General features: G+C 48.4%; 19 protein-coding genes and 1 pseudogene. 11 read left to right on the top strand and 9 right to left on the bottom strand.

The window, feature by feature from the left end:
* The first annotated feature begins 21 nt into the window (after positions 1-21).
* From ACGF7G_RS16925 to ACGF7G_RS16875, 11 genes and pseudogenes are all read left to right on the top strand, one after another.
* Positions 22-414: a DUF4150 domain-containing protein gene (locus ACGF7G_RS16925; RefSeq protein WP_133813259.1), complete on the top strand. Its 393-nt coding sequence runs from the start codon at positions 22-24 to the stop codon at positions 412-414.
* A gap of 13 nt (positions 415-427) precedes the next feature.
* A complete protein-coding gene (gene tssJ / locus ACGF7G_RS16920; RefSeq protein ID WP_133813258.1) occupies positions 428-955 on the top strand; it encodes a type VI secretion system lipoprotein TssJ in 528 nt (175 codons plus the stop codon).
* Between the two features lie 25 nt (positions 956-980).
* Positions 981-2,330: a type VI secretion system baseplate subunit TssK gene (tssK, locus tag ACGF7G_RS16915; protein ID WP_387466997.1), complete on the top strand. Its 1,350-nt coding sequence runs from the start codon at positions 981-983 to the stop codon at positions 2,328-2,330.
* Positions 2,327-3,490 carry a type IVB secretion system protein IcmH/DotU gene (gene icmH / locus ACGF7G_RS16910; protein WP_133813256.1) on the top strand — a complete coding sequence of 388 codons (1,164 nt, stop codon included), beginning with the start codon at positions 2,327-2,329 and terminating at the stop codon, positions 3,488-3,490. The genes tssK and icmH overlap by 4 nt, the downstream gene beginning before the upstream one ends.
* Positions 3,491-3,506: 16 nt before the next feature.
* Positions 3,507-7,063, top strand: a pseudogene (tssM, locus tag ACGF7G_RS16905) (type VI secretion system membrane subunit TssM).
* A 12-nt stretch (positions 7,064-7,075) separates the two neighbouring features.
* Positions 7,076-8,089, top strand: a complete 1,014-nt coding sequence (tssA, locus tag ACGF7G_RS16900) for a type VI secretion system protein TssA (RefSeq protein WP_387466994.1) — start codon at positions 7,076-7,078, stop codon at positions 8,087-8,089.
* 100 nt (positions 8,090-8,189) lie between these two features.
* Complete coding sequence (gene tssB / locus ACGF7G_RS16895) at positions 8,190-8,747, top strand: type VI secretion system contractile sheath small subunit (protein ID WP_387466992.1); 558 nt, start codon at positions 8,190-8,192, stop codon at positions 8,745-8,747.
* Positions 8,734-10,242 (top strand): type VI secretion system contractile sheath large subunit, encoded by a 1,509-nt coding sequence (gene tssC / locus ACGF7G_RS16890; RefSeq protein ID WP_387466990.1) that lies wholly within the window; start codon positions 8,734-8,736, stop codon positions 10,240-10,242. The genes tssB and tssC overlap by 14 nt, the downstream gene beginning before the upstream one ends.
* Before the next feature lie 35 nt (positions 10,243-10,277).
* Entirely contained in the window at positions 10,278-10,799 is a 522-nt protein-coding gene (locus tag ACGF7G_RS16885) for a type VI secretion system tube protein Hcp (protein ID WP_133813251.1), read from the top strand.
* Between the two features lie 139 nt (positions 10,800-10,938).
* Entirely contained in the window at positions 10,939-11,928 is a 990-nt protein-coding gene (locus tag ACGF7G_RS16880; protein WP_133813250.1) for a type VI secretion system-associated FHA domain protein, read from the top strand.
* A 228-nt stretch (positions 11,929-12,156) separates the two neighbouring features.
* A complete protein-coding gene (locus ACGF7G_RS16875; protein ID WP_207627259.1) occupies positions 12,157-12,486 on the top strand; it encodes a type II toxin-antitoxin system RelE/ParE family toxin in 330 nt (109 codons plus the stop codon).
* A 219-nt stretch (positions 12,487-12,705) separates the two neighbouring features.
* Here the strand turns inward: ACGF7G_RS16875 and tssH are convergent, their stop codons facing one another.
* The 9 genes from tssH to ACGF7G_RS16830 form a co-directional block, all read right to left on the bottom strand.
* Entirely contained in the window at positions 12,706-15,330 is a 2,625-nt protein-coding gene (gene tssH / locus ACGF7G_RS16870) for a type VI secretion system ATPase TssH (protein ID WP_387466987.1), read from the bottom strand.
* Positions 15,331-15,390: 60 nt separating this feature from the next.
* Entirely contained in the window at positions 15,391-16,482 is a 1,092-nt protein-coding gene (gene tssG, locus ACGF7G_RS16865) for a type VI secretion system baseplate subunit TssG (RefSeq protein ID WP_387466985.1), read from the bottom strand.
* Positions 16,479-18,347 (bottom strand): type VI secretion system baseplate subunit TssF, encoded by a 1,869-nt coding sequence (tssF, locus tag ACGF7G_RS16860; protein WP_387466983.1) that lies wholly within the window; start codon positions 18,345-18,347, stop codon positions 16,479-16,481. Before tssF ends, tssG begins: the two co-directional genes overlap by 4 nt.
* 3 nt (positions 18,348-18,350) lie before the next feature.
* Positions 18,351-18,884, bottom strand: coding sequence for a type VI secretion system baseplate subunit TssE (gene tssE, locus ACGF7G_RS16855; RefSeq protein WP_387466981.1), 534 nt, complete (start codon positions 18,882-18,884; stop codon positions 18,351-18,353).
* A 3-nt stretch (positions 18,885-18,887) separates the two neighbouring features.
* The gene (locus ACGF7G_RS16850; protein WP_133813245.1) at positions 18,888-19,523 is read right to left on the bottom strand and encodes a DUF3540 domain-containing protein; all 636 of its coding nucleotides are present in this window, start codon (positions 19,521-19,523) and stop codon (positions 18,888-18,890) included.
* 24 nt (positions 19,524-19,547) lie between these two features.
* Positions 19,548-20,606, bottom strand: coding sequence for a pentapeptide repeat-containing protein (locus tag ACGF7G_RS16845; RefSeq protein WP_387466979.1), 1,059 nt, complete (start codon positions 20,604-20,606; stop codon positions 19,548-19,550).
* Complete coding sequence (locus ACGF7G_RS16840) at positions 20,603-23,152, bottom strand: DUF2169 domain-containing protein (RefSeq protein ID WP_387466977.1); 2,550 nt, start codon at positions 23,150-23,152, stop codon at positions 20,603-20,605. Before ACGF7G_RS16840 ends, ACGF7G_RS16845 begins: the two co-directional genes overlap by 4 nt.
* A gap of 21 nt (positions 23,153-23,173) precedes the next feature.
* On the bottom strand, positions 23,174-25,678 hold the full coding sequence (locus ACGF7G_RS16835; RefSeq protein ID WP_387466975.1) for a type VI secretion system Vgr family protein: 2,505 nt from the start codon (positions 25,676-25,678) through the stop codon (positions 23,174-23,176).
* Between the two features lie 181 nt (positions 25,679-25,859).
* Positions 25,860-26,074: transposase (locus ACGF7G_RS16830; RefSeq protein WP_387466973.1), on the bottom strand; the 215-nt coding region annotated here is incomplete at its 5' end.

The raw sequence follows: 26,074 nt of genomic DNA, 5'->3' as shown, positions 1-26,074 counted from the left end.
GTTAATTAGATAGGTGATGATATGTTTGCAAACTGTCAACTTTTTGGTATGGATCTGGCATTTCCAGATGTCTGTATGACACCTTTACCTATCCCAGTGCCCGTTCCCTATCCCAATATGACTCTGGGTCTGATGGCGACACCTCACACTTATAAAGTGCTGTTTATGGGAATGCCTGCACATAATATGGCGACAGTGACTAACTCAAGCTTCGGCGATAATCTTGGCATCAATCTCGGTATTGTTTCCGGTACCGTCATGGGGCCTTCACGCCATTTAATCGGCTCATTTACCACTTTAATTAAAGGATTTCCTGCAACGCGCGTCACCAGCCTGAGTTTGCAAAACAGCACCAACATGATCGGTATGCGTTTAATTCCCAGCCAGCTTAAGGTACTCCTGCTGGGCCTGTGATGGAGGACTTTCTATGCTGTTTTTTCCTCACTATAAAAATTACTGTTTTTCCTCTTTTATTCTGTTGAGTATATTTCTGACTGTGAGTTGCTCTGCAAATAAAGTGGAAAAAACTATTCCCTACACCATTAAATTTCAAGCTCAAGGAAATATTAACAATAGCGCTCCTTTAAGATTAAATATATTTCTGTTAAATGATCCGGATAAATTTAATCAGGCAGACACCTCTGCTTTACAAAAAACGCCTAATTCAGCGCTGGACAATACTGTACTTTATCGAAAATCAATCTTCTTTATGCCAATAAAAGGAAAAAATGATATCAGCATTACGATTAATACGCCGTCAGCAGAAAAATATATTGCCATTTGGGCAGAATACCAAAATATTACCGATAAACAGTGGCGGCTTGTTATTCCTTTATCATCATTTCCAACCGTATCTTATTTATCGGTTTTAAATCCTTTTTCATCCTCTGAGACTTCTCAGTTGATTACCGTTACTTCACACGGATTACGGATGACATCTGAATCTGCCAAATGAATCACACATGCTCAGGAGACTACCCATGAAAAATGCACACAAAGTTCTCTGGATGGAAGGCATGTTTTTACGACCCCACCATTTTCAGCAAGCAGATGAATATGTGGATGCACGCCTGCGTCAATGGGGAGCCCTGCAACGAGCCTACAATTGGGGATTTTCATCATTAAAACTTGATGAGAGCCAACTTGCTTTGGGGAAAATCTCACTGCTGGCCGCCAGTGGTATTATGCCTGACGGCACAGCTTTTGGATTTACTGAAACTGACGAGGCGCCATCCGCGTTAACTATCAGCACTTCACTACGTTCGCAGATTATCACTCTGGCTATACCGGCATATCTGGCCGGGCGCGAATCCGTCAGTTTCGATGATGCGCCAGACTCTCTGGCACGTTATCAGGCATTTGAAAAGGAGGTTAGCGACGTTAACTCTTTGGCCCTTGGCAGTACCACCCTGCATTGCGGCAAATTACGCCTGCGCCTGCTACCAGAAAATGAACTCAACGGCGAATGGGTTGCTATGGGAGTACTGAGGGTTTTAGAAAAAAATCAGGATGGCACCGTCATGCTGGATACCGGATATATTCCACCGTTACTTAATTGTTGGGCAAATCCGTTGTTACAGAGCATGACTCACGATCTTTACGGTCTGTTACTGCAACGCAGCCGACAACTCAGCCGCCATCTGCAATGTAACAGCGCCAACACCTGTGATTTGTTACGGCTGGCGCTATTAAACCGCTTCAGTGCTCAACTTCAACACATCATGCATCTACCTCAACAGGCACCGGAAACGCTTTTTCTCATCTGGATCGGCTACGCACTGGAAATGAGCGCCTTTCAAGCACCCTATACACTGGAAGGAGAGCTACCCCGCTACAATCATCTGGATACTGGCGGTTGTTTCACCCGCCTCTGTACTTTACTGCAACGCAACTTGTCCATTGTGTTGGAAGAGCATGTTGTACCGCTGCCCCTAACCAAACGTCTGCCAGGATTAAGCGTAGCATCATTGCCGGAACAAATGAGCCTGGATGATTACCATTTTATTCTGGTTGTGAAGTCAGAGATGGCGCATGACACTTTTATGGCTCACTTTCCGGCCCAAATTAAAATCGCGTCAGCCGACTGTATACGCGATCTGGTGCGTTTGCAGTTGCCGGGTATCGCCTTACGCCACCAGGTACAGATCCCCAGACAACTTCCCTATCAGAATGGGTACTGCTACTTCAAATTGGAATTCGACGATAAAACTGAACAGTCGCTGGAGAAATCCAGGGTATTTGCTTTTTACGTCGCTGGTGAATTTCCTGGTCTGAAAATGGCATTTTGGGCACTCAAACACCTGCCTGATGATGAGGATATCAGTATATGAATCGTGACTATCGTAATGCTTTAGTGCAGGCGGCTCATCCTCTGTTAAACGCTATGCCACATATTCGTTATACAGCCAAGCCGGAAGACTCTGGTCAGTTACGTCAACAATTGATCGGAGAAATATATCGCTTTGAGAAACAGTGCCAACAAGCGGGATTCAGTTATGAAACTGTCCTCGGTGCCCGTTATTGTCTGTGTACTTCTCTGGACGAAGCGGTCGCATTGACCTCCTGGGGAGACAATAGCATATGGTCAGGTAATGGCTTGCTGATTACATTCCACAAAGAGAGCAGCGGCGGTGAAAAATTTTTCAAGTTACTGGATATGTTGCTGCAACAACCCAGTAAACATATCGATCTGCTCGAACTGTTCTACTTCTGTCTGCTTCTGGGATTTGGTGGGCGCTACCGCCTGATTGACAACGGCCTCGCTCAACTGGAAACCCTGATCCAGCGTTTGGCAATACGCCTGCGTCAGGTAAGAGGGGAATATCCTGCCGCATTGAGCGCGCTTCCTCCTCTCGCAATCAATACCCATCAACCATCACGGTTATCCCGTTTTTTGGTGTTTTTCACGCTATCTGGCACATTGATGACCAGTCTGCTCTACATCGGTCTGAACACCCGGCTTAATCAGCAGACAGAACCCGTGTTGGCATCCATATACAATTTGCCACTACCAGAAGCCACCATACCAGCTGAAAGCTTTTCTGTTGCTCATCTACGGCAAGTACTGCAACCCGCGATAGAACAGCAGGACATCACCATCAGCCAAAACGCGGATCATGTCAGTGTTACCCTACAAGGGGGAGACTTGTTTGCTTCTGCATCAGCAACACTCAATCCGCGTTATCAGGCACCTCTCCAGGCTCTTGCCAAACAACTGAACCTGACTACCGGAAAGATCATCGTACGCGGACACAGTGACAACTTGCCAATTCATACACATGCCTATTCCTCCAACTATGCCCTGTCACTGGCGCGAGCGGAAACCGTAGCACAGCCGTTACGCACCGGCTTACTCCAACCACAACGGCTAAAGGTTGAAAGTGCCGGCGCAGAAGCCCCTTTAGTCCCCAACACCAATGCCAAAAACCGAGCCTTGAATCGTCGTATTGAAATTATTTTCAGCACCACGCCAGATAATTCAGATCAGTAGGCAGGAGAGAAAGAAAATGTTGAAAGCATTTATCGCCATCATCACCAATCGCCTATTTTGGGGGGCTCTCATTGTTGCCGCATTGTGTCTGCTCATCTGGATCATGGGGCCATTTATTGCCATCGGTGATCTGCATCCACTGATGACGGAAACACAACGCCAAATCGCCATCACCGCGCTCATTTCGCTGTGGTTGTTACTACGGCTGTTACCTTTTCTTTATCAAGTTTGGGTAAATGGCCGTTTGCGCCGCCGCTTACATCATGTCAGTAATGTCGTCACACCAACAACCCGTAGTGCTGCCCAGTCCCTGACAGACAGCTTTAAACAGGCAGCAATCCTGATTAAACGCGGGCTGCGTCTGAATGGTGAACGGTTAACCACACGTCTGGGCAAACTCTATCTCTATCATCTGCCCTGGTATCTGGTTCTGGGTACCCAAGGATGCGGCAAAGACAAAGCCTTGCTAAACTCAGGATTAGATTTCTACCATACAACCTATCCCAGTCAGTTTGCTTTTCCTGAAACCAGTGCCGAATCACACTGCTCATGGTATTTCACGTTTCAGGGCGTCATCCTTAGCCCCGCCGGAGAATACCTTAAAGAAGGTAATCCCCTGTGGCAGATTTTATTGAAACTGTTAAAACGTTATCGTCCACGTCAGCCAATCAACGCCGTTATTCTGGCGATCAGTGTGCAGGATCTACTGCAACAGGATAATGACGCGCAATACCATCAAGCTCTACTGCTGCGTAAGCGACTGATGGACCTGCGTTTGCAACTGAAAATTGATTTTCCCATCTATGTGATGATCACCAAAACCGATCTCCTGCCAGGATTCAGTAGCTATTTCAGCCATTTTTACGGCGAAGAGCTGGATCAGGTCTGGGGCTTTACCTTCCCCTGGCAGCAGGAACTGCATTCCCATACTGATTTACAACAGATGCTGGATGAACAGTACAACCACCTGCAACAGCGTCTGGATGCCGCACTGGCGGATACCTTATTAACTCAGCAGGATATCACTCAGCGGGAACAAAGCTTCGCCTTCCCGCAGGCATTTGCAACCCTGCGTCCGGTGCTAATGCGTTATTTGAGTATTATTTTCGCCACCTCTGGCTTTGATCGGCCGTGGTTGCCACACGGTCTCTATTTCACCAGCGCCAATCAAAAACAGGGGGAATCATGGCACAACAACGGCGTTATGCAGAATAATCTGTTTGACTACAGTTATGCGCTCTCCTCTGTAAGCAACAGCGATAGCAATGTAACCAGCCGCACTGCCCGCAGTTACTTCCTAAGAGAGTTATTTCAAAAAGTCATTTTGGCTGAAAGCGGGCTGGCCGGTATCAACCGCATGTATGCATTACGCCAACGCTTTGCCCTGTTAATAGGGTGTAGTTTATTACTCTCTTTAATGGCCGGGATCTGCGTACTGTTACTGACCAGTTATCACAATAATAACGGCTATCTGGCACAAATTACGGCTAGGCTCCCAGTGCTGGAACGGCAGGGACAGGCACTGAGCCAGCCATCAACCCGTGATCTGCCCCACTTGATCCAATATTTGACACAATTACAGTCACTCACCGCAAATCACCAAATTGATTCAGACAGCCCCCACTGGTTTATGGCATGGGGTTGTATCGGGGCCCTCAACTGAACAGCACGAGCTATCCGGTTTATCAGCATGCGTTAAAGAATTTATTGCTGCCGCTGGTGACACAGCAAGTCGAGAGTATTTTGCGCCAGCAAACCGATGGCGATAGCAACGAATCAACCTACGAGGCGCTGAAAGCCTACCAGATGCTATTTCAGCCACAACATTATGACGGCAAATTCCTTACTGCCTGGCTGATGCTGAACCTGTCTCATATCCCCGGTAGTGAAAAATTGGATGAAACACAGCGCAAAGCACTCCAAGGGCATCTTTATCAACTACTGAATCAGAATCAGCCTGCCTGGTCTCAGGGCAAAGATCAGCAACTGATACAGGAAGCGATAAAAAATATCATGCGCTCCACATTTTCCCTGCGGGTTTATACCAGCATCAAAAAAAGACTGCTCAATAACGGACGTTTTAAATCCGTCAATCTGATTGATTTGGCCGGTTCTCAGGCTGAATTGGTGTTAAAACGAAAAAGTGCCCTGCCGGATACCGCAGCAATCCCCGGCTTCTTTACACCAGACGGATACTGGCACGGCCTGATTGCACAAGTAGATGATACGGTAAAAGCACTGCATGACACTGATCGCTGGGTCCTCAATATACCGTCACAGGTACAGGAAAAACCGGATGCGGCTTACCAGGTGCGCCAGCTTTATATCAGTGATTTCATGTTAGAATGGGATACATTTCTCAATGATATCGCCCTCATTCCAGCCAATAACCTGAACCAGCGTATTAATAATGTCCGTATTCTCTCCGGCGCTCATTCCCCTCTGCGCAATCTGCTGATCAATACCAGTCATGTTGTCGCACTCTCTCCACCGGAAGATAACGGCAAACTCGCACAACTGGGCCAGCAATTGAATGACGAAGCAACCCGTAAACTGCAAAACCTGTTTCCGGCTGTCAGCCCTCCCCCTGCACTGCCTTCACCAGAACAGATTGTCAGAAACCACTACCGCGACCTGCTCGATCTGGCTCGTCCACAGGGCGATCACAGCGATACTATCGCCTTTGACGATCTATTCAAAAAACTGGGTGATCTGTATCGCTATCTCACCGCTTTACAGGAAAATGGCGAAAGCACCGCCGCCTCCGACACCATACTGACACAATTACAGGCTGACGCAGGCCGTCTGCCTGAGCCGTTCCGCAGCATGATCATGGATATGACGCAGGGTGCAAAAGGCGATACACAACAACAGGCTGTTTCACGCATACACCAACTCGCCGGGGCACAACTCAGTGACTTCTGCCGTGAAGCCATTGCCGGACGTTATCCACTGTCCCACTACAGCAAACGTGATATTACACCTGATGATATGGCGCATATGTTTGCGCCGAATCAAGGGTTGATGGATCGCTTTTTTAATCAATATCTGGCGGATAAAGTCAATACTCAGGGTGATGAATGGCGCTTTTTCCCCTGGGCACTGGGCAGTACCAAACAGCAAGATCAATCACTGTTGAAAACATTCCGGCAGGCGCAATTTATCCGTGATGCATTCTTTAGTACGGCCTCTTCACAGCCTTCATTCTCTCTTACCTTGCAACCGCTGCAAATGGATAACGATATTCTTACCTTGTCGTTAACCCTTAACGATCAACGTGTCAGCTACAGCCACGGTCCCCTGACACCCTGGTATTTCACCTGGCACAGCAGTAACAACACCGGTACAGCCAAACTCACCATGCTGCTGGCGAATGGCAAAACCAAATCACTGGAAACCTCAGGGCCCTGGGCATTAAACAGGCTGATCGACGCCGGAAAGTGGGTTCGGGAAGACAGCATACATTACCGGATCACCTTCAATCTGGCAGGACATCAAGCCACATTGATACTCACCCCCGATAGCATACACAACCCGTTTGTCATACCGGAATTTACCTGTATCAAACCCTAAGGAGAACCTTAAATGGATATCGCACCTTTACTTAACCCGGTCAGCCAGGAACATCCTTGCGGCGAAGATCTGGAGTACAGCGCTGAATTCATCCACCTGATTCAACTTGCTCAAGGGAAAGCGGAGCAGCAATTTGGCGACTTTATCATTCCGACACAGGAACCTGACTGGCTCCAGATAGAGAAAAACGCACTGGCTCTGCTCACCCGCAGCAAAGATCTGCACATTATTATCTTGCTGATACAAGCCTGGTGCCGCCAACACGGTCTGGCAGGATATGCACAAGGCTTGATGCTATTGGAACAAATAGTCGCACATTATTGGGAAACATTGTGGCCGGCCACAGAGCTGGATGGTGAACCCGATCCGCTGATGCGTATCAACGCGTTACAGGGATTAGGAGATGGTTTCGCACTGGCTAAACAAGTGCGCCTTTGCGAATTTGCCCGCCTGAATGGGATCACTCTCACAATGGCAGATGTGATGAAATGCCTGGATGGCAACAATACGGAGGAGAGCCCGTTTCCCAGAGGGATCGATCGGTTGATCGCTGAATTACAGCAAAGTGACGCACCGGTCACGAAGCTGATCCCACAAATCACAAACACCCTTCATTGTTTGTTTAACACACTACGTGGTCATCTTGGTGATAGCGGACTACCGGATATGCGCCGTCAGATGGCGACGCTTCATCGTCTGACGCAGCTTCTCACTCCCCAATCCGACACGGTTCAAACGACGGAGGATAGCGGGCATTCACTGCCGGACAAAGGCAACAATGTGCACCAACCAAAGGCCTCCAACGGTTGGCAAACATCCGGTATCCAGAATCGTGAACAAGCTCAACAGGCGCTGGAAGCCGTGCGACAGTACTTTCTATTACATGAATCCAGTCATCCGGCACCATTGATGATTGAGCGGATACAAAACCTGATTAGCCAGGATTTTATGAGCATTATGCGCAACCTTGCACCAGAGGCCACCGCTCAGCTTGAACATTTTTTTGGCCGAAAAAATCACACATAACGAAGGTGGAGAACACCACAGAATGAAGGTAATACACCGGAAAAACGGTTGTTATTCCGTCAATTATCCATAACCACTGATTTTACCGATGGAGAATATTATGTCAGGATCAAACAGCGGGCAAAAATTCATCGCCCGTAACCGTGCTCCACGAGTACAAATTGAATACGATGTCGAACTATACGGTGATGAACGTAAGGTTCAACTGCCTTTTGTCATGGGAGTTATGTCGGATTTAGCCGGAAAATCTGCCGATCAACTTCCTCCACTGAGTCAGCGAAAATTCCTCGACATTGATGTTGATAATTTCGATGACCGCATGAAATCACTGCGCCCAAGTGTCGCCTTTCCGGTGGACAATACCCTGAGCGGTGAAGGTAAGATCCAGGTCGCCCTCACGTTCAACACGATGGATGATTTTCTGCCGGATGCGATAGCACGCCAGGTAGAACCCCTTAATCAACTCCTGGAAGCACGTACTCAACTCGCCAACCTGCTGTCCTATATGGATGGCAAAAGCGGGGCCGAAGAGCTGATCGCTTCCATCCTGCAAAATCCTGAATTGCTGAAATCGCTCAGTACCGCACCGCTGAATGATGCGGAATCCACTGATCCCGTCGCAGAACAAGATCAAGGAGGCACTAATGAGCCAATCTGAAATCAATGTTGCCAGTGAAACTCAAACTCAGGCTACCAGTTACAATCAAGGTGAACTCAGTGCTCTGCTCAGGAAAGAGTTTCGCCCTAAAACAGATCAGGCACGTCTCGCCGTGGAAAACGCGGTGAAAACCTTGGCACATCAGGCTTTGGAAAACAGCCTGACCTTATCAAGCGATACTTTCAGCACCATTCAGGCGCTGATTGCCGCCATTGACAACAAACTCTCTCAGCAGATCAATGAAATACTCCATCATCCTGATTTTCAAGCTCTAGAGGGCGCATGGCGTGGTCTGCTCTATCTGGTGAGCAATACCGAAACCAGCGAAATGCTGAAAATACGGATTATGAGCGTCGAAAAGAAAGAATTAGGGCGCACACTGAAACGCTATAAAGGAACGGCTTGGGATCAGAGCCCGGTTTTCAAACGGATTTATGAAGAAGAGTATGGTCAATTCGGTGGAGAGCCACTCGGCTGCCTAGTGGGTGATTACTATTTCGACCACAATCCGCAAGATGTCGAAATGTTGGGAGAAATGGCCCGTATCGCCGCTGCCGCCCACTGCCCTTTTATCAGCAGCGCCTCGCCTGGAGTTATGCAGATGGAAACCTGGCAGGAATTGGCAAATCCGCGCGATCTGAGCAAAATCTTTCTCAATACCGAATACGCCTCCTGGCGCAGCCTGCGTGAATCAGAAGATGCCCGTTACATTGGTTTAGTGATGCCACGTTTTCTAGCTCGCTTACCTTACGGTATCAGCACCAATCCGGTTGAAGGATTCGATTTTGAAGAAAAAACCGCAGGAGCCACGCACAGTAATTATGTGTGGAGCAACGCAGCCTATGCGATGGCGGTGAATATTAACCGTTCCTTTAAAGAATATGGTTGGTGCGCATCTATCCGGGGCGTCGAATCAGGCGGAGCGGTAGATAAACTGATATGTCACACCTTCCCGACGGATGATGGCGGTTTAGATATCAAATGTCCGACAGAAATTGCCATCAGTGACCGCCGTGAAGCGGAATTAGCAAAAAACGGCTTTATCCCGTTGGTTTACCGCAAAAACTCTGATTTTGCCGCGTTTATCGGCGCTCAATCACTGCAAAAACCGGCGGAGTATATGGATGCTGATGCCACAGCAAACGCTAATCTGGCTGCCCGCTTACCTTACTTGTTTGCCTGCTGCCGATTTGCGCATTACCTGAAATGTATCGTGCGTGACAAAGTGGGTTCATTCCAGAGCCGCGATGATATTGAACGTTGGCTGAATAAATGGATCATCAACTATGTTGATGGCGATCCCGCCAACTCCTCACAACAGACCAAAGCGCGCAAACCGCTGGCGTCTGCCGAAGTACAAGTCAACGAACAGGAAGATAATCCCGGCTACTATCAGGCCAAATTTTTCCTGCGTCCCCATTATCAACTGGAGGGATTGACGGTTTCCCTGCGGTTGGTATCAAAACTGCCCTCCTTAAAACAGAGTGGTGGTTAATTCTGCAACTCACTGAGTAAATAAGGAATACGATTATGAACAACAGCATCTATTTGGATATCAAAGATATCTCCGGTGAATGCAAAGACAGCAATCACCCCAACGGCATTGATGTGCATACCTTTGAATGGAAACTGTCACAGCCGGTGGAAACCGGTAGCGGCGGCGGTGGAGGAAGTGGGCGTGCTAAAGTTCATTCTCTGGTGGTCTATGCCCGTATGGATAAAGCAATGCCAACGTTAATGCAGAAATTAGCGCAGGGTGCTCATCTTCCTGAAGTGAAATTAACCATGCGCAAAGCCGGAGGCGAGCAACAGGAGTTCACCACAATTACGCTGGGAAGTGCATTACTTGACAGCATCGAACTGGTTGACTTTAACCGCGATATTCCGCACCTGACAGAAGGTTCGGCTGCCATTATGCCCGGCACTATCGGTGTGAAATACAGCTTCTCACCGAATATTGCCAAAGTAGTTTATAAGGAACAGGATAATGAAGGAAAAAATGGCGCTGAGGTGGAATTTAATTGGGATACACAAAAGAACATCAGTAAATAATAAAACATTCACTGACAACTAAGTCAGTAAAAAAATAACCTCCCGCCCGGAATACGATATGTTCGTGTCCGTTAGGATACTGCATACTTTTTTGTGGCGGAAGGTTAAGTGATGACTCAAGATAATAAGCGACGTTGTTATGAAAATAACCTTTATCAATATTCCATCAGATAAGGGGATAGAAAATAGTAGTCATATTTTCTATCATCCGGGTGGAACTATCGGTACCAGCGAAAATAATCATTTTGTGTTGCCAGATCCGAATGGTTGTATTTCGGCATTACAAGCCAGTGTACATATTTCTACCCAGGGTGCCTGCACTATTACTAATATTGGAACTGCTTTCATGATGATTAACACTATTCCATTAGCACGTGGAGAAACCACCTCTCTGCAAGAAAATAATAAGCTCCAGATTGGTGACTACCACCTGACCGTGAATGAAATAGAGACAGCAAAAGATCATTCTGTCGAACAGGAAATGACAACCGATTTTTCCGGAGCACTATGGGACGAGTTAAATGAAACAGTGCCCACAGAAAAAAGTTCAGAAGCGCGCTATCAACTTTCTCCGGCAGATTTTATGTTGCCGAAACAAGGGACAGAACCCACGCTATCTCTTGATCAGCTCGCTGTACGCTCCATCGATCCAATACAACTTTTTACGGCCCAACGTCATAGTGTCGACAGCCATCCCCTGTTTCAACAGCCCCCTCGCCTTTCTGTCACACCGCTACAGTTGTGGGAAGAGCAAGTAAAACAACTTGATCCATTATGTTTATTCCAGAAAGATCCACCAACAGCGACAGCCAACGACATGACTGCACCACAGACATATCAAATACCAGACGGGCATGAGCAGGCAATGAAAGAAGCGCTTTTTTATTGTCTTAACACCATCATCAATCGCTTTAACCCATCCTATGATGAAAATAGTGTCCCTGCGGCATACTTCTGGCACATGAATGGCACGCAACACCGTAAGGCAAAGTTATGGGATAACTTTACTGATCGCTATCAGCAAACCGCCGAAGAGATACGTCAACAATCGCCAACGTTATTCAACGCTTTTTTCCTTAGCGTTTACCAGCAGAAGCTGAATGCTGCTTTCGACAGCAGCGATGATTGATAAAACGGGCGATAATTTTGTTCCATTAATGATGCCACTATCATCAGTCAGCCTCCGAGAAATATCGTCCTTGAGGTATTCGGTATCTACACAATAGAGATACGGCCAGACTCACAAGTGTTTCGGAGAGAACAGTGATCTGAGTTAGTGAAGAATGCGAAGCACGGAGATCGGTGAAAAGTGGCAAAAGGGTTGAAAATATAAGCTATAACTTATGAGGGTTGGATTTTGTGGACAGTGGTTTTAACCTCAAGGTTTCACGCTTTACGCATACAGTATTCAGGTCGTCCGGTACGCGCATTTTTTGCTTTCGATCCCAAACGACAAGCCATCGTACTGTGTGCCGGTGACAAAAGTAACGACAAACGGTTTTACAATACGATGATCCGCATTGCGGATGAAGAACTTACCGCACATTTAGCCGCGATGAAAGCAGGCGTTTCACGTGAGACGCTATATCGAACACTGTCACCTAAAGGCAATCCAACGCTGAAAACTTTGCGCAATGTCGTTGCAGCAACAGGATTCCAGTTCTCTCATATTGCTGTAATGATTTAATCTGACCAGATGAAGGGGCTGAAGCTTAATAGCACGGAAGTGTACAATTGGTCTTCAAACCTCTCCATCATAGCAGAAGCTAGCTCATCCAAAGCGATACACGGAATATACGGATGTCATAGTGACTTGCTCCCGCAGCTAAATCTCAATGATGACATAATATTTTCTCACGACTGTAGTGAATAAAGGCAACTTAGTTAACCGTTACGCTTAGCTATCTCAGCAAAAATGGCACTGAAATACCGCATTCTCCCAAATCACGTCCAATTGTGAATAATGCTGGTTCTCCATCGTTGCGGTAAGTAACCTGCGACTTATCTGCGGCAACAAAATATTCGTAATGATCGAATCGATCCTGCGAGCACCGGATTCCTGTTCCATACAACAAGCCATAATCTGTTGCGTCACACTGTGGTCAAATTGTGCCTCAATTCCATAATTTTCCCACAGACGTTGTACTATCCGCGCCAATTGCAGTTGCACAATATTTTCCAGTACTTCGTTACTCAGTGATAAAAAAGGAATGATCGTCAGACGGCCAAGCAAAGCAGCGGGAAACGTCTGTAACAGCGGTTGACGTAACTGTTGCGTCAACGTTTCCACATCCGGCAAGCCATCCTGCCGGGTACAGACCTTGATAACTTCCTGACTGCCAACATTCGAGGTCAATATGATCAGCGTATTACGGAAATCAATGCGACGGCCTTCACCGTCTTCCATCCAGCCTTTATCGAATACCTGAAAAAACAGTTCATGCACATCAGGATGTGCTTTTTCCACCTCATCAAGCAACACTAGACTATACGGACGTCGTCGAACCGCCTCCGTTAACACACCACCTTCACCATAACCGACATATCCCGGCGGTGCCCCTTTCAAGGTTGATACGCTGTGTGGCTCCTGAAACTCACTCATATTGATGGTAATCAGGTTCTGCTCACCACCATACAGGCTTTCAGCCAACGCCAGCGCCGTTTCGGTCTTCCCTACTCCAGAGGGGCCACATAGCAAAAATACCCCCACAGGTTTATTGGGATCACCCAGATGTGCACGCGCTGTACGTACCCGTTCACTGATAGTGCTTAACGCGTGTTGCTGACCAATCACTCGCTGTCCGAGGCTGTGTTCCAAATTCTGGACAACATTGATCTCATTCTTCACCATCCGGCCAAGGGGAATACCGGTCCAATCCGCCACCACTGCGGCAACGCTGTGTGCGTCCACCGCAACCGTAATTAATGGCTGCTCTCCCTGCAATAAACTTAACTGTTGCCGGCAATCCTGTAATTTTGTCTGCCAGACCAAACGCTGTGGATCATCCTCAAGTCTTTCATCACCAGAAATCAGTTGCTGGCGTAAGCCGATAATCTGTTGAGCCAGCGTCATTTCATCCTGCCAACGCTGCGCCATTTGCTGCTCTTCTGCCTGCAATTCATGGCGCTGACCGTCAAGCTGTGCCAAGCGGGCACGATGATCACCACCCAGTTGCTGCTCACGGCAGACAATCTCATATTCAATCTGGAGTGCAGCAAGCTGGCGGCGATAATCTTCCAATACCGCCGGCAGACTGTGCTGACTGACAGCCACTCGTGCGCAAGTGGTGTCAAGCAGCGCGATGGCCTTATCAGGCAACTGGCGAGCCGGGATATAGCGATGGGAGAGCGAGACCGCGGCTTCCAGCGCCTCATCCAGTAATAATACGCCATGATGCTGTTCCAACTTCGCGGATAGACTACGTATCATCTGTAAAGCCTGCGCTTCGTCCGGCTGTTCAACCTGCAACACCTGAAAACGTCGCGTTAATGCCGAATCTTTTTCAATATGTTTTTTGTATTCCGCCCAGGTGGTCGCACCAATGGTGCGTAACTGCCCACGCGCCAGTGCCGGTTTCAACAAGTTAGCCGCATCACCAACCCCTTGCGCCCCTCCGGTGCCAATCAGCATATGAATCTCATCAATAAACAGAATAATAGGAACCGGGCTTTGCTGAACTTCATTAATCACCGCCTGTAAACGTGCCTCAAATTCTCCCTTCATTCCGGCACCCGCCTCCAAACGGCCAATATCCAATGACCAAAGCTGAACATGGCACAATGACGGCGGCAAATCACCTGATGCAATGCGTAGCGCCAATCCTTCCACCAGCGCCGTTTTACCTACCCCCGCCTCACCGGTAATCAGCGGGTTGTTCTGCCTGCGACGCAGCAAAATATCAACCAGTTGGCGGATCTCTTTATCCCGCCCGACAACCGGATCAATTCGCCCGGCACGCGCCAGTGCTGTCATATCCTGCGCATAACATTGCAGCGAACTCTCTGACGCTGGTTGACAGTTTTCACTCTCTGCCATTGTTTTCTGAGAGCTGTTTTCCATACTGTCATGCAGGATGCGGTTCAAATCCTGTGCCAAACTTTCTGCGTTAATACAGGAAAACTGAGCAGAAATAGCCAGCAGATGCTGACGCAGATTAAAAGTGGTTAACAATGCCAGCAATAGATGCGCCCCACGAATCTCGTCTGCCGCAAAAGTGACTGAACTACACACCCAAGCCCGTTCTACTGCCTCATCAATATGAGTAGAGAGATCAGAAATCGCGCTGGCTCCGCGCGGCAATGCATCCAGAGAGCGAACGATATCCTGTGCCACCTGCTGCTCATCCAGTGCAAAGTGGCCTATGATTTGTTGCAAATCACCCGCTTTCTGCTGCATAAGTTGATGCAGCCAGTGCGCCAATTCAACATAAGGATTGCCCCGCAGTTTACAAAATACACTGGCGCTCTCCAGGGCACTAAACAATGGCGGATTAAGTTTATTAAACAGTGACTGGCGATTGATATCTGACATAGAACCCTCGTCCATATTGTCCATATTGATAGAAAAGAAAACAGGTGCAGTCTGTTATGACTACTCAGCGTTATCCGGACGGAAACAGAGATCACTGCGATCGTGATGGGGGATGTTAAGTCCTAACCAACAGCTCTGCCCCAGCGGCTGATGGCCTCCTAGTGAACATCCCTGATAATGCTGATGATCCAGCGTGATTCTGAGCTTCCAGGTATATTCAAGGCCGACATAACCCCGAACCCAGTCACACAATTGCCGGAAATCATCACAATTGGATGTGGTAAACCGTGAAGCCGGCAAGAAACGCTGATATGCCGACCAAGAGAGTGGGCCAAGCTCCAGACAAAATGCATATTGCACATCAGCCACAGCAATACCGAGACGGGCAGTATTCCCTAACCGGGCACCACCATGACCGTTATGCAGCCGCAACTGTTCATCACGGTCAATCGCCAGCCAGTGAAACTGATTTTCATGTAACGTCACCGGCAAACCAAAGTGGTAACGCAGCAAGCACAGCAAACCGTCTTTATTACGCGGATAGCGGCTCAGGTGCCCGGCCATATAGTGATGTGTCCGCTCCTGACGGAGACGGTAGCCCGGAACATGTCCCATACCGATCAGACTGGCAAAAAAGTGATCGAAACGGCGGTTATCGTTACGGTCAAAGGAGAGACAAGGCTGGGCATCCGCCCACGCCCGCCAGAATAGCGTTATCAAACGATGCTGAAACAGATTGAAAAAGGCACTCAGCGCATAATCTTTATGTTGCTTCTGACGTTGCCAGGCAAATTCAGTGACATGTAAAGGCAGGGGGCCATTCGGGCCAAACAGACCAAAGTTATTGATATTAATCTGATAGCGGATGCCATCTGGGTCAGGCACGATAGCCGCAATTTCTGCCGGCGCAAAGCATAATGCCGGCTGTTGCCCCAGACGCAATGGTTCATAGCGCGGTAAAGGTGCACGCCCCAATGGATAAGGGGCACCTGACTGTGCATCAATACGCCGCAACAACTGAAACAGATCGAAATCCCACGGCGCTTTTTCTCTTGCTGTCCAAAAATGATCATCAAGTGCAGATGAAACGCTATGCGCTTTCTCCCCGACCAGTACTATCTGATTGTCGGCATGTATGGCAAATATCTTCATAACAGTGCCCTCACGCCATTACGTCCCGACCAGAACCCGATCGTTCCCCGCTGCACACTGGACAGCGTCGTTTCCGCAAAACTGTTCACGGTCACCAAACGGCTAAACAGGTGCGCCAGCACACTCCCCATTAACCAAGGAGATCGACCAGAAAATGCCTGCTCGTCTACCTCCAACTGCACACTAATTCCACGTCGAAACAGTGGCGTACCGGTCATATGACGATGTTGCGCTTGCAATCGACAACACCGGATACCACTAATCTGCTGTGCAATAACCGCATCCGCCTGACTGGCATGAAAACGTAATAGCCGCCGTAATTCCGTTTCACCCTGTTCAGTGGCGCAATCCTGCAAACTAAAGTAATTAAGCTGTAACTGATTGATCAACTGCCAGCAAACCCGGCTCTCTGCCAGAGCCGGGCGGGGTTCACTGGGACCTTTGCGCAACCGCACAGCGGAGACGGGAACCGAATCCTGCATCACCAGGCTCTCCTGTGCCTGTCGTTGCAGTAATAGCGGCAGATCACGATTGGTACACAGAACTTCCGCACTGAGGTATTTCAAATCACTGCGCCAGGGCGGATGATGCTCATCCGCCAGAGAGAGATAAACTTCACTGCCAAGATAATCAGAACGCATACCATAGCGGTTCATATTCTGTGGCAGCAAACGTGATTCACGGCGGATAGAAAAATACCCCGCATTAACCAATGCGTCATCATGCTGCGTGTGATAAAGGGGATGAAAAATATAGCGCTCGTCACCGTCATGCTGGCTACCAATACCGCGTAATGCTGTGACGGAAAAAACCTCATAATCAAGCGGACGCATGTTATCAACCACCACATGGTATTCATGTTGCTGCTCATTGATCGTCATCGGTTCGGCTGCACGTGGAAAAAGATTGATGGCAGGGGTACAATGCAAAGCCAGATGGCTGACATCCACCACCTTTTCCAATTGTGGCGAACGCACATCCAACAAGATCTGAATTTCCAAGCACTGCCGCTTGCCTGCCTGTACCAGCAGTGACTGTAAACCACTGATGCTGAAAAACTGGAAACGGGCCGGAAAAGCAAAGTATTCCTGTAACAAGCGATACGCTTCGACATTGCGCAAATCAACCGGCAATAATGCCTGCTCCGGGGCAAAGCCCTCATGACATAATGCCTGTGGCGGTAGCAATAACCGTTGCACCGAACTGCCGGGAATATGGCACAACACCCCCTGACAGTGCGCCATCAGTAATTCCAGCAGTTGTAAGGCTGGAACATCACCGCCACTGAGGTAGAACATCAGCTCATCACATTGCAATTCGCCCAGTGACACATTATCAAAACACGATAGTTGAATACGCAAAGCACCCTGCACCTCAGCACCGCCAAATGCAGAAAGAGGGATATCCGCAGGCACACCGCCCAATTCCACCAGGGATAAACGCAACGGCTGCAAACTCACATCCTGCGCGGTACGGTAACGGCAACTGAGCCCCTGCTTTTTCAGTGCCGGACTTTCCATCAGTGAACCACGAGGCACCAGAAAACCTTTGCTCAGATCCCCTTTCGTGGGATCGGGCTGTAATTCCACAATTGCCATTGAAGGCAAACCCGCAAGATAGTTAGGATAAAGCGCTTCCAGTAACTGAGCGGAGAAACGCGGAAACTCAGCATCCATCTTGAGTTGAATACGCGAAGTCAGAAAAGCGACGCCCTCCAGCAAACGCTCAACGTAAGGATCGGTCACTTCATTACCCTGCATTCCTAATCGCCCGGCCACACCAGGATAATGGCGGGCAAACTCATCCCCCATTTCACGCAACCATGCCAACTCACGGTTGTAATACTCCAGTAGTTTTTCATGCATGATTTATCCTCCATCCACCAGCTCAAAACGCCCGTTTTCCAGATCAACATGGCTGCTGAAAGTGAATGCCAATGGGCGGGAAGAACCCCGCAAATGCCCCCGGATTTCAAAGCAGAGAATATTGTGAGCATCCAGTTCCTGATTACCCTGTATACCCGTGATAGTTAATTCCTGCGGCATAATGCGCGGTTCAAAATAAATAATGGCTTCACGTATCGTGTGTTCAATACTTTCCCAGCTCACCTGAGAAACAAACTTTCCTGCCAGTGCCCGGATACCGAAATTCAAAGTACTGGTACTAACATGCGGCCATGATGAGAGATCGGCTCCAGAGGAATAATGGTCGCAGTTAAATAATGCCTGCAAATTATGCAGTACCGACAGACGATACTGCCGAGCGCAGCTGCCATACGATGCCTCTTCCCGGCCATTGTTGTTTTCTGTCAGACGTTCAAGCAACATAGGAAAGGTTTGATAACCGGTATATATCGCCGAAGCTCTGCGTTCTCCGGTGTTTTTCTCTGATATTCTGCTCATCGTTCAGCCTATATGAATCTGTTCAGAGTCCACTTTTGTCACCGCCTGCGAGGTAATAATGGTATTACGTGCATGCAAACGAACATAATCACGAGCCTGACAATCCAGTTGTCCAACACGCACATGTTCTGTCTGTTCGACCTTACGCAATACACGCTGACTGATTTGCACCACGGTTTTCCATAATGCTTCCACGCGCCGGCCAAGCAAACAGGCCACATTGACCCACGCCGTCAACTCATCACCGCTGTAACGCATATGGGTGATATGACAATCACTCTGTTGCGCTGTGATCTGTACAGATTGACTATCAATACTGATCTGTTCAGCGCTATGGAGCATCAGCTCTCCTTGCGGAGCAATATGTAAATCTCCCGGAACACTGAGCGTCACCGGCTGCTGTTCATCAGCGCGGCTTAACACCGCCAGCACCCATAGCCGCTGGCTATCGTCACCACAAATCAGTACCTCATCACCGATTTGTGGTATGAGCAAACAACTTATGGCAACACTGCATTGCCAGCCACGCTGCTGATACTCCACGATCACATCCCCTGTTGGCAATGTATTGACGATCTGCCCCGCAGCCTGTTGAGGAAGATTAATCTCTAATGGGAACGATTTTTGTATTGCGTTCATAAGCTAACCTCATAATTAATAGCGCTAACTGCGCGCACTCCACGTCTCTGCCGCAAACAGTGCGTCATCTCGTTCCAAAATGCCCTGACGATCGGAAAATTGGCTGCCCTGCTGGCAAGCCCGGTGCATCAACGTGCGCTTAAAACGCGCCTGACGCAGATCAGCATTACTGATATCCGCCCAACTGAAATCGGCATAGCTCAAATCGCAGGCGGCAAGAGAACAGCCATCCGCTTGCGCATAACGCCACTGGCTTTGTACTAACGTGCTATGGGAGAAATCAGCCTGATGCAGACGGGCAGCAATAAACTGTCCATGATTGATTTTTGCCTGCCGGCACTGTGCTTCACGTAAATCACTTTCAATAAATAACGCGCCTTCTGCCTGTACCTCGTCCAAACAGGCACCGCGCAATGATGCGCCTTTAAAACAGCTTTGCGTCAGTATCGCCTGCCGGAAATCGGCGTGGTCCAGCTGGTTATCGGTAAACTGGCAAGCCAAAAAGGTCAGCCCCTGAAACTGACCTTCGCGCAGATCGCAATGTGCAAACACCACCCGTTCAAAATAACTGCCTGTAAAGGTGATCTTGCGCAGATCCATGCCGAATAGAGTCAAACTCTGGCAACGGCAGTTATGCATAACACCATTGTGAATATCACTGTCACACAGTATGACTTTATCAAGAGTACTATCGATAAAACGCACCCGATTAAGCCGGGAAGCAATAAAATAGGTACAGCCAAGAACGGCGTTTTGCAAAGAGAGCTGTTCCAACTGGCAATTATTAAATACGCAGTTATCCAGATGAACGAGATCAAAACAGGCTTGTGACAAGGTACATTGCTGAAACGAACACCCTTTCAGCGTCATTCCCTGAAAAGAGGCATATGATAACTGGCATTGCTGAAACACAGTTTCATCAAGCCGACAACAACTGAGATCAACGCTGTCAAAGACAACATTGACAAACACCATACCGGCAAGATCCCGTCCTGCCAGCAAATCACTCGTCAGGCATGTATCTTGAATAATTTCCCCTTGCGCAATCAGCGCACTCAACTGTTCCGACGTTAAAGTTTTCATATTAATTTCCCGCTGGCACAAGGCAAGGTTTTGCACTGATCAAACAGAGCACCTTGTAACTGAGTATTCACATCAACACTGGATTGAGAAATATCGGCACGAAACAGATTGGCACGACGCAAATCCGCTCCGGCTAAATGAGACTTTTGCAGTAATGCCCCCATCAGATTGGCGTCTTGCAAATGACTATTGGTCAGCCGGGTACGAATGAACAGAGAATGACTGCCATTGACGGCACGCATTTGGGCAAAACTGAGATCCGCTTCGCTAAAATCACAGTTTTGCAATATGGCCTCTGAAAAATCAGCCGCTTCAAGAACGATGAGTCGGAAGTTACAACTGGTCAGCCGCGCATGCTGGAACAGACCAGCACGAATATGAGTCTTACCGGTAAACACACAACTTTCTAAATGTGCATGCTGGTACTGGGCATGATCCAGTACGCTGTCCAGAAAAGTACAACTCTCCATCACGGCATGGTTGAAACGTACCGCAGTAAAACCGCCATTGATGACGGTCATGCGTGTCAAATGCGCATAACTGAAATCCAACTCTTCCGGCACCAGATCCATAAACAGGCAGTTTTCCAGTCGTGCCTGAGAGAAGTGACAATGATGCAGCGTACACTGCCGCAACAAAATATCACTCAGAGCAGCCTGGGAAAAATCACACATGACCAGTTCGGTCTGCTCCAGCGACACACCACCAAGGCATGCTCCGGTAAAATAACTGTTGTGACACCGTGCTCCAATCAGGGAAGCATTATCCAGACAAGCGGCCTTTAACGAAGTATTGTTCAATGAAGCATAAGCCAACATAGCTTCACTCAGATCGGCTTCATCCAGACAACAATTATCCAGATTGGCATTTTCTAACAGAGTACGCTGTAAATTGGCCTGACGAAGATCCAAACCAGAAAGATCCGCACCCGTCAGATCCATGCCACTCAGATCCCGTTTTGTTGCCATGCAAGTGATCACATGACGACGTAACACTTCCGCCTGTTCACCTTGTAACCTGGCTGCCGGCGAGCGCGTATCCGCTGATAGTCGATACATCTGATGTAAACTGCGGTGCGTGCGTTTCAACGCCTCTGGTGTCTGGGACTCCGGCGTTTTTTGTGACTGCTTGTACAACAGATCCAGCATACGGTAGTAACTTGCCGGGCCAGCCGGGGGAGTACTGGCACGTTCAGCCGCCACATACGCAGTATTTTTTTGCTGAACCCGCTGCTGTATACGCTCTGCCTGCCGTTCCAGGCTGGCAACCAGATTGGGTAATTGATCGGCAGTCAGCGCTTTTCCCTCTTTCTGCGGCAACCCGGCAAGCAGTTGATTGATATCCTGCTCTTGCCCCTGACTTCTCGCCTGATGCTGTCGGCGCAAATAGGTTTCACGCCTTGTCATGGTCTCCGCCAACGCACTGGGCGTAACCTGTACGTCATTATCTATCCAGGGCGCAATCAGGCTTTCATCCATCAGATCCTGCTCCCGCAGAGTAAAAAGAGCGCCCTTCTCTTTTTCTGCCCGTTGCGCCATCACCTGCTGATAATGGGTAATCGGACGCTCTGTCTGTGCCAACTCCATCGCCACCAGCATTTGATGTACATCCACAGCATCATCTTCATTAATCGGACAAGCACCGTGCCAGATGAGCACCATCCGTTCCAAATGAGGCATAAACCATACCGTGGTGGCACGTAAATGGATCTCCTCAAGGCGCATTTCTTCACCGCGCTGGCGGGTAATAAAACAGCGTGCTTGCCAGCACGGTAACGTTCCCTGTTGTACCGCCTGAGTTGGATGCATATTCCAAATACGCCAGATGGCACCCGATGGTAAAGCAGGTTTCCCATCCCACCATTGATCCTGCCCGGCCATATTGAAGAGATGCCAGTCGGTATCACGGGCAAAACCGGGGAATTCATGTGCCAGCCACTGCTTATCGTATTTTTTCCCCATTAAACGACTACGTTGCGGCCAGCTAAAATCCAATGGTGCGAAACTGGCGGGCTGAACACGCTGATGCACTGAATGCAGAAGCTGATCGGGATGTTCAACGTTAGGTAATGGATGCCACAATATCCCGTCACGGGCAATAGGTTCATCTCCCTTACCTAATGGATTTTCCGCAATACGGCTACCGCCGAACGCATTTTTCCAATCAAGGTGCATCTTCTCGAACGGTTGGGGCGATGAAGGATGCCCGTTCTGCCAGTAGCGATCACCAAACACCAGCAAACTTTTTTCTTTATCAGCAACCTGAATTCTCGCCATGCAAGCCTCTTTTTGCTGCTGATGATTGGTCCAGGCGTAACCGGTAGCAAAGAATTCTGCACAGGGTTTAGGAATCGAGAGATCCAGCACCCCACCGGTACTTTGTAACTCCTGCGCAACCAATTGCCACAACTCCGGTTCCGGCCTGATTTGTGGTGAATCACTCATATCCATCAGCGCCATCACAGCCACCCCCAGATAGTTTTGCTGCTGCCAGCGCCACGGGCGGTGCAAGACACCCAACCGCAGAGGTTTCATGATTTTCATCATCGGTTCTCCTGTCTTGGTACGTCAGATAAAAATACTTAAACCGCTGAGACTCAGATTCAGTGCCACGGCATTGATATTTATCTGGCCCATACTGAGGCTAAGAGTACTGGTTGACATATGCAGCGTGGTATTACCGATGTTCAGCATGTTATTCGACATCACCACGCCTTCATTTTTCATGGCAATGGAAGAGTTGGTATAGTTGAGCATATTGACACTTTCTGTCGTGCCACAGACGGTCAAGGTATTGCCGGCATGGGTTTCTATGTGGCCCTCAATTTTATGCACCATATCTTTGGTTTCGATGCACACCTCACCACCACAGTTAAGATGAGCATCGGCATCGGCCTGAATTTTCAGGTTATCTTTAACATGCTCTTGCCAACTACCCTCAATACTCCGTGTTACCGCTCCCTTAATTTCTACTTTTTGATCCTTATCCACGCGCTGCTGATCAACGCCATTGATCTCAACACTGACCCCCTTCTTGTAAACCACTGAGGTCGGGATCTTCTGCTGTTGCTGCTGTTCCGATGCTTTCTGATCCGCTACTTCCTCAGACGTCAATCCTTGCAATGTCGTCAACTTCTTTTGCGCCTGATTATCGGCATCGCTGCTTTCTTTGTTGAGATACAGGCTGTCGCCATAGATTATTTGCTTACCGGCATCAAACAAAATATTGCCCCGCGCATGATGGCTGATGTTTTCTCCGGCATGTTGGCTGATACTCTGGCTGGCCTGCGTCTCTGATTTACCGTGGATACGTTCATACCTGCCACCGGCAATAAAATCTGCACGCCCACCGGCAGCGATAATGGCAGTTTTTCCCAACCGGAAAGTTTGCATATCCGGCATCATTTTCAAGGTATTACACACACCATGATGTTTGAGATGAGTTTCGCCTTTTATCTCCTGAGCTAAGACACCATCGACCGTGATATTTTTATCGTGCTCAACGGAGATATTCATGTCGCGCTCAGCGTGCATGGTGAATGATTCACGTCCCGGCGCATCTTCGAGAAACAGAAAACTGGCATTTTCTACCCCGCCTTTCTTGCTACGGCTCATAAACCCCATCCGAGTCGCGTCATCAGGTAGCTGCCAAGGCGGCATACACTCCTCGTTATAAACCCGTCCGGTCACTAACGGGCGGTCCGGATCACCGTTAATAAAATCAACCACCACCTCTTCACCGATCCGGGGGATCTGCAAGCTGCCATATTTCCAACCGGCCCAACTGCTGGAAACACGCACCCAGCAGGAACTTCGATCATCCGGCTGACCATATCTATCCCAGCGGAATTTCAATTTGACGCGACCATACTTATCGGTCCAGATGCTTTCTCCCGCCGGACCAGCAACTTCCGCCGTTTGGGGGCCACAGGTTTTCGGCCAGGGCGTTATTCGCTGCGGACGCCAGACAATATCAGCCGGTATCGCGTGGAATGCAGCCCGGAACGGCCCTTTGTCCTGAGGAGTCCTATTCAATTCGTCATACAGAGTGCAGTCATACAACTCATATTCCGCATGAGTCACCAAAAAAGACGGTGTATCAGGTGGACAAGGGTTATTTTGCAAGGTAAAAGTGCATCCCGGAGCCAATCCACATGCCGTCGTATTGCCGTACATCTGTTGCTGCTGCGCTTCAAACGCTTGTTGGCGGATTTGCGCATAAAACTGACCGTGCTGATTGTCGATATAACGTCCCGGCCATTCGAAAACATCCGCCTTATTAACCGCAAACGAGGCTGGATTGCTGCACACTTCCAATAAATGCGCCCGTGGTTTGCGAAAATCGTAATCATCTAGCGTATAAACCCGCGGCGTAATTTCCTGTGCTGTACTCCAGCACATAATACCTTCCTGATGATCAACAACGCCGGGCTGTGCAGCTAAATAGGGAATATGAGCATAGTCATCGTTAAATGGCCGATGTGCATTTGGAGAATCCGCCAGAATTAACGTATGCTCCTTTTCATGATGACTGAAATAATAGTAGATGCCTTCGTGTTCCATTAATCGACTGATAAAATCAAAAGCACTCTCCTGATATTGGACACAATACTCCCATTGACGATAATGGCTGCTGAGACGGTTTTCTATATTGATATGATATTCTGCCAGTAGAACGGCAATAATATCCGGCACACTCTGTCCCTGCCAAATACGACAATCACGGTTTTGGGTCAAATACCATAAGGAAGGATGCAAAGTGAAAATATATAATTTATCGTTTTCTTCCTGTAAATGATGTCCAATATAGTCAATACGTGTAATATCACCATGCAGGAAGCGGGAACCACCCTGTGCCAGCGGGATCTCCAGAGCCATACTCTTACCCAATAATGACTTCATATCGAGATCATTACGTGTACAGAGAAACTCTACTTTAAACTGATACAGCTGCGACAATGATTCACTGCCAGTTAATTTTCTGAAATACAATCTGTCGCCATCAGAAGTATTAAGCGGTATATGCGCAATAACGCGGACATCTGTACGATAATCGGATGTATGACTCGCCATAATCTTCTCCCATAAAACAGGCCCGTATCACTGTCACGGAGCGACACCAGCGCTGACATTCTCAGACGATTATAAGCTTTACCCATCCAGGCAGAACATCAGGTAATAACATGAATATTACGGTTATATCCCGGTTATTTATTGCTTTCTTATGTATTAACCCGGCAGGAAAATACATCGACTAAGCTGCATACTTGATAAACCTCGAATTGAAATAACTGATGACGCGTTTTGGTTGGCGTTGTAACTTGCGCATACAAGAACGAGTTCGTTTTTTGATCTCTTCGACACTACGCATTGCTGGCCTGCTGTGTATCATCCCTTTGACATCACAGTTCAGATATTCATCTGGATTCAGTTCCGGTGAATAAGCCGGAAGATAAAACACCTCCAGAC

The organism is Photorhabdus sp. RM323S, from assembly GCF_042879375.1.
GTDB classification, from domain to species: Bacteria; Pseudomonadota; Gammaproteobacteria; order Enterobacterales; family Enterobacteriaceae; genus Photorhabdus; species Photorhabdus tasmaniensis.
The sequence above is the reverse complement of the archived record's forward strand: the minus strand, read 5'-3'. Positions and strand labels throughout refer to the sequence as shown.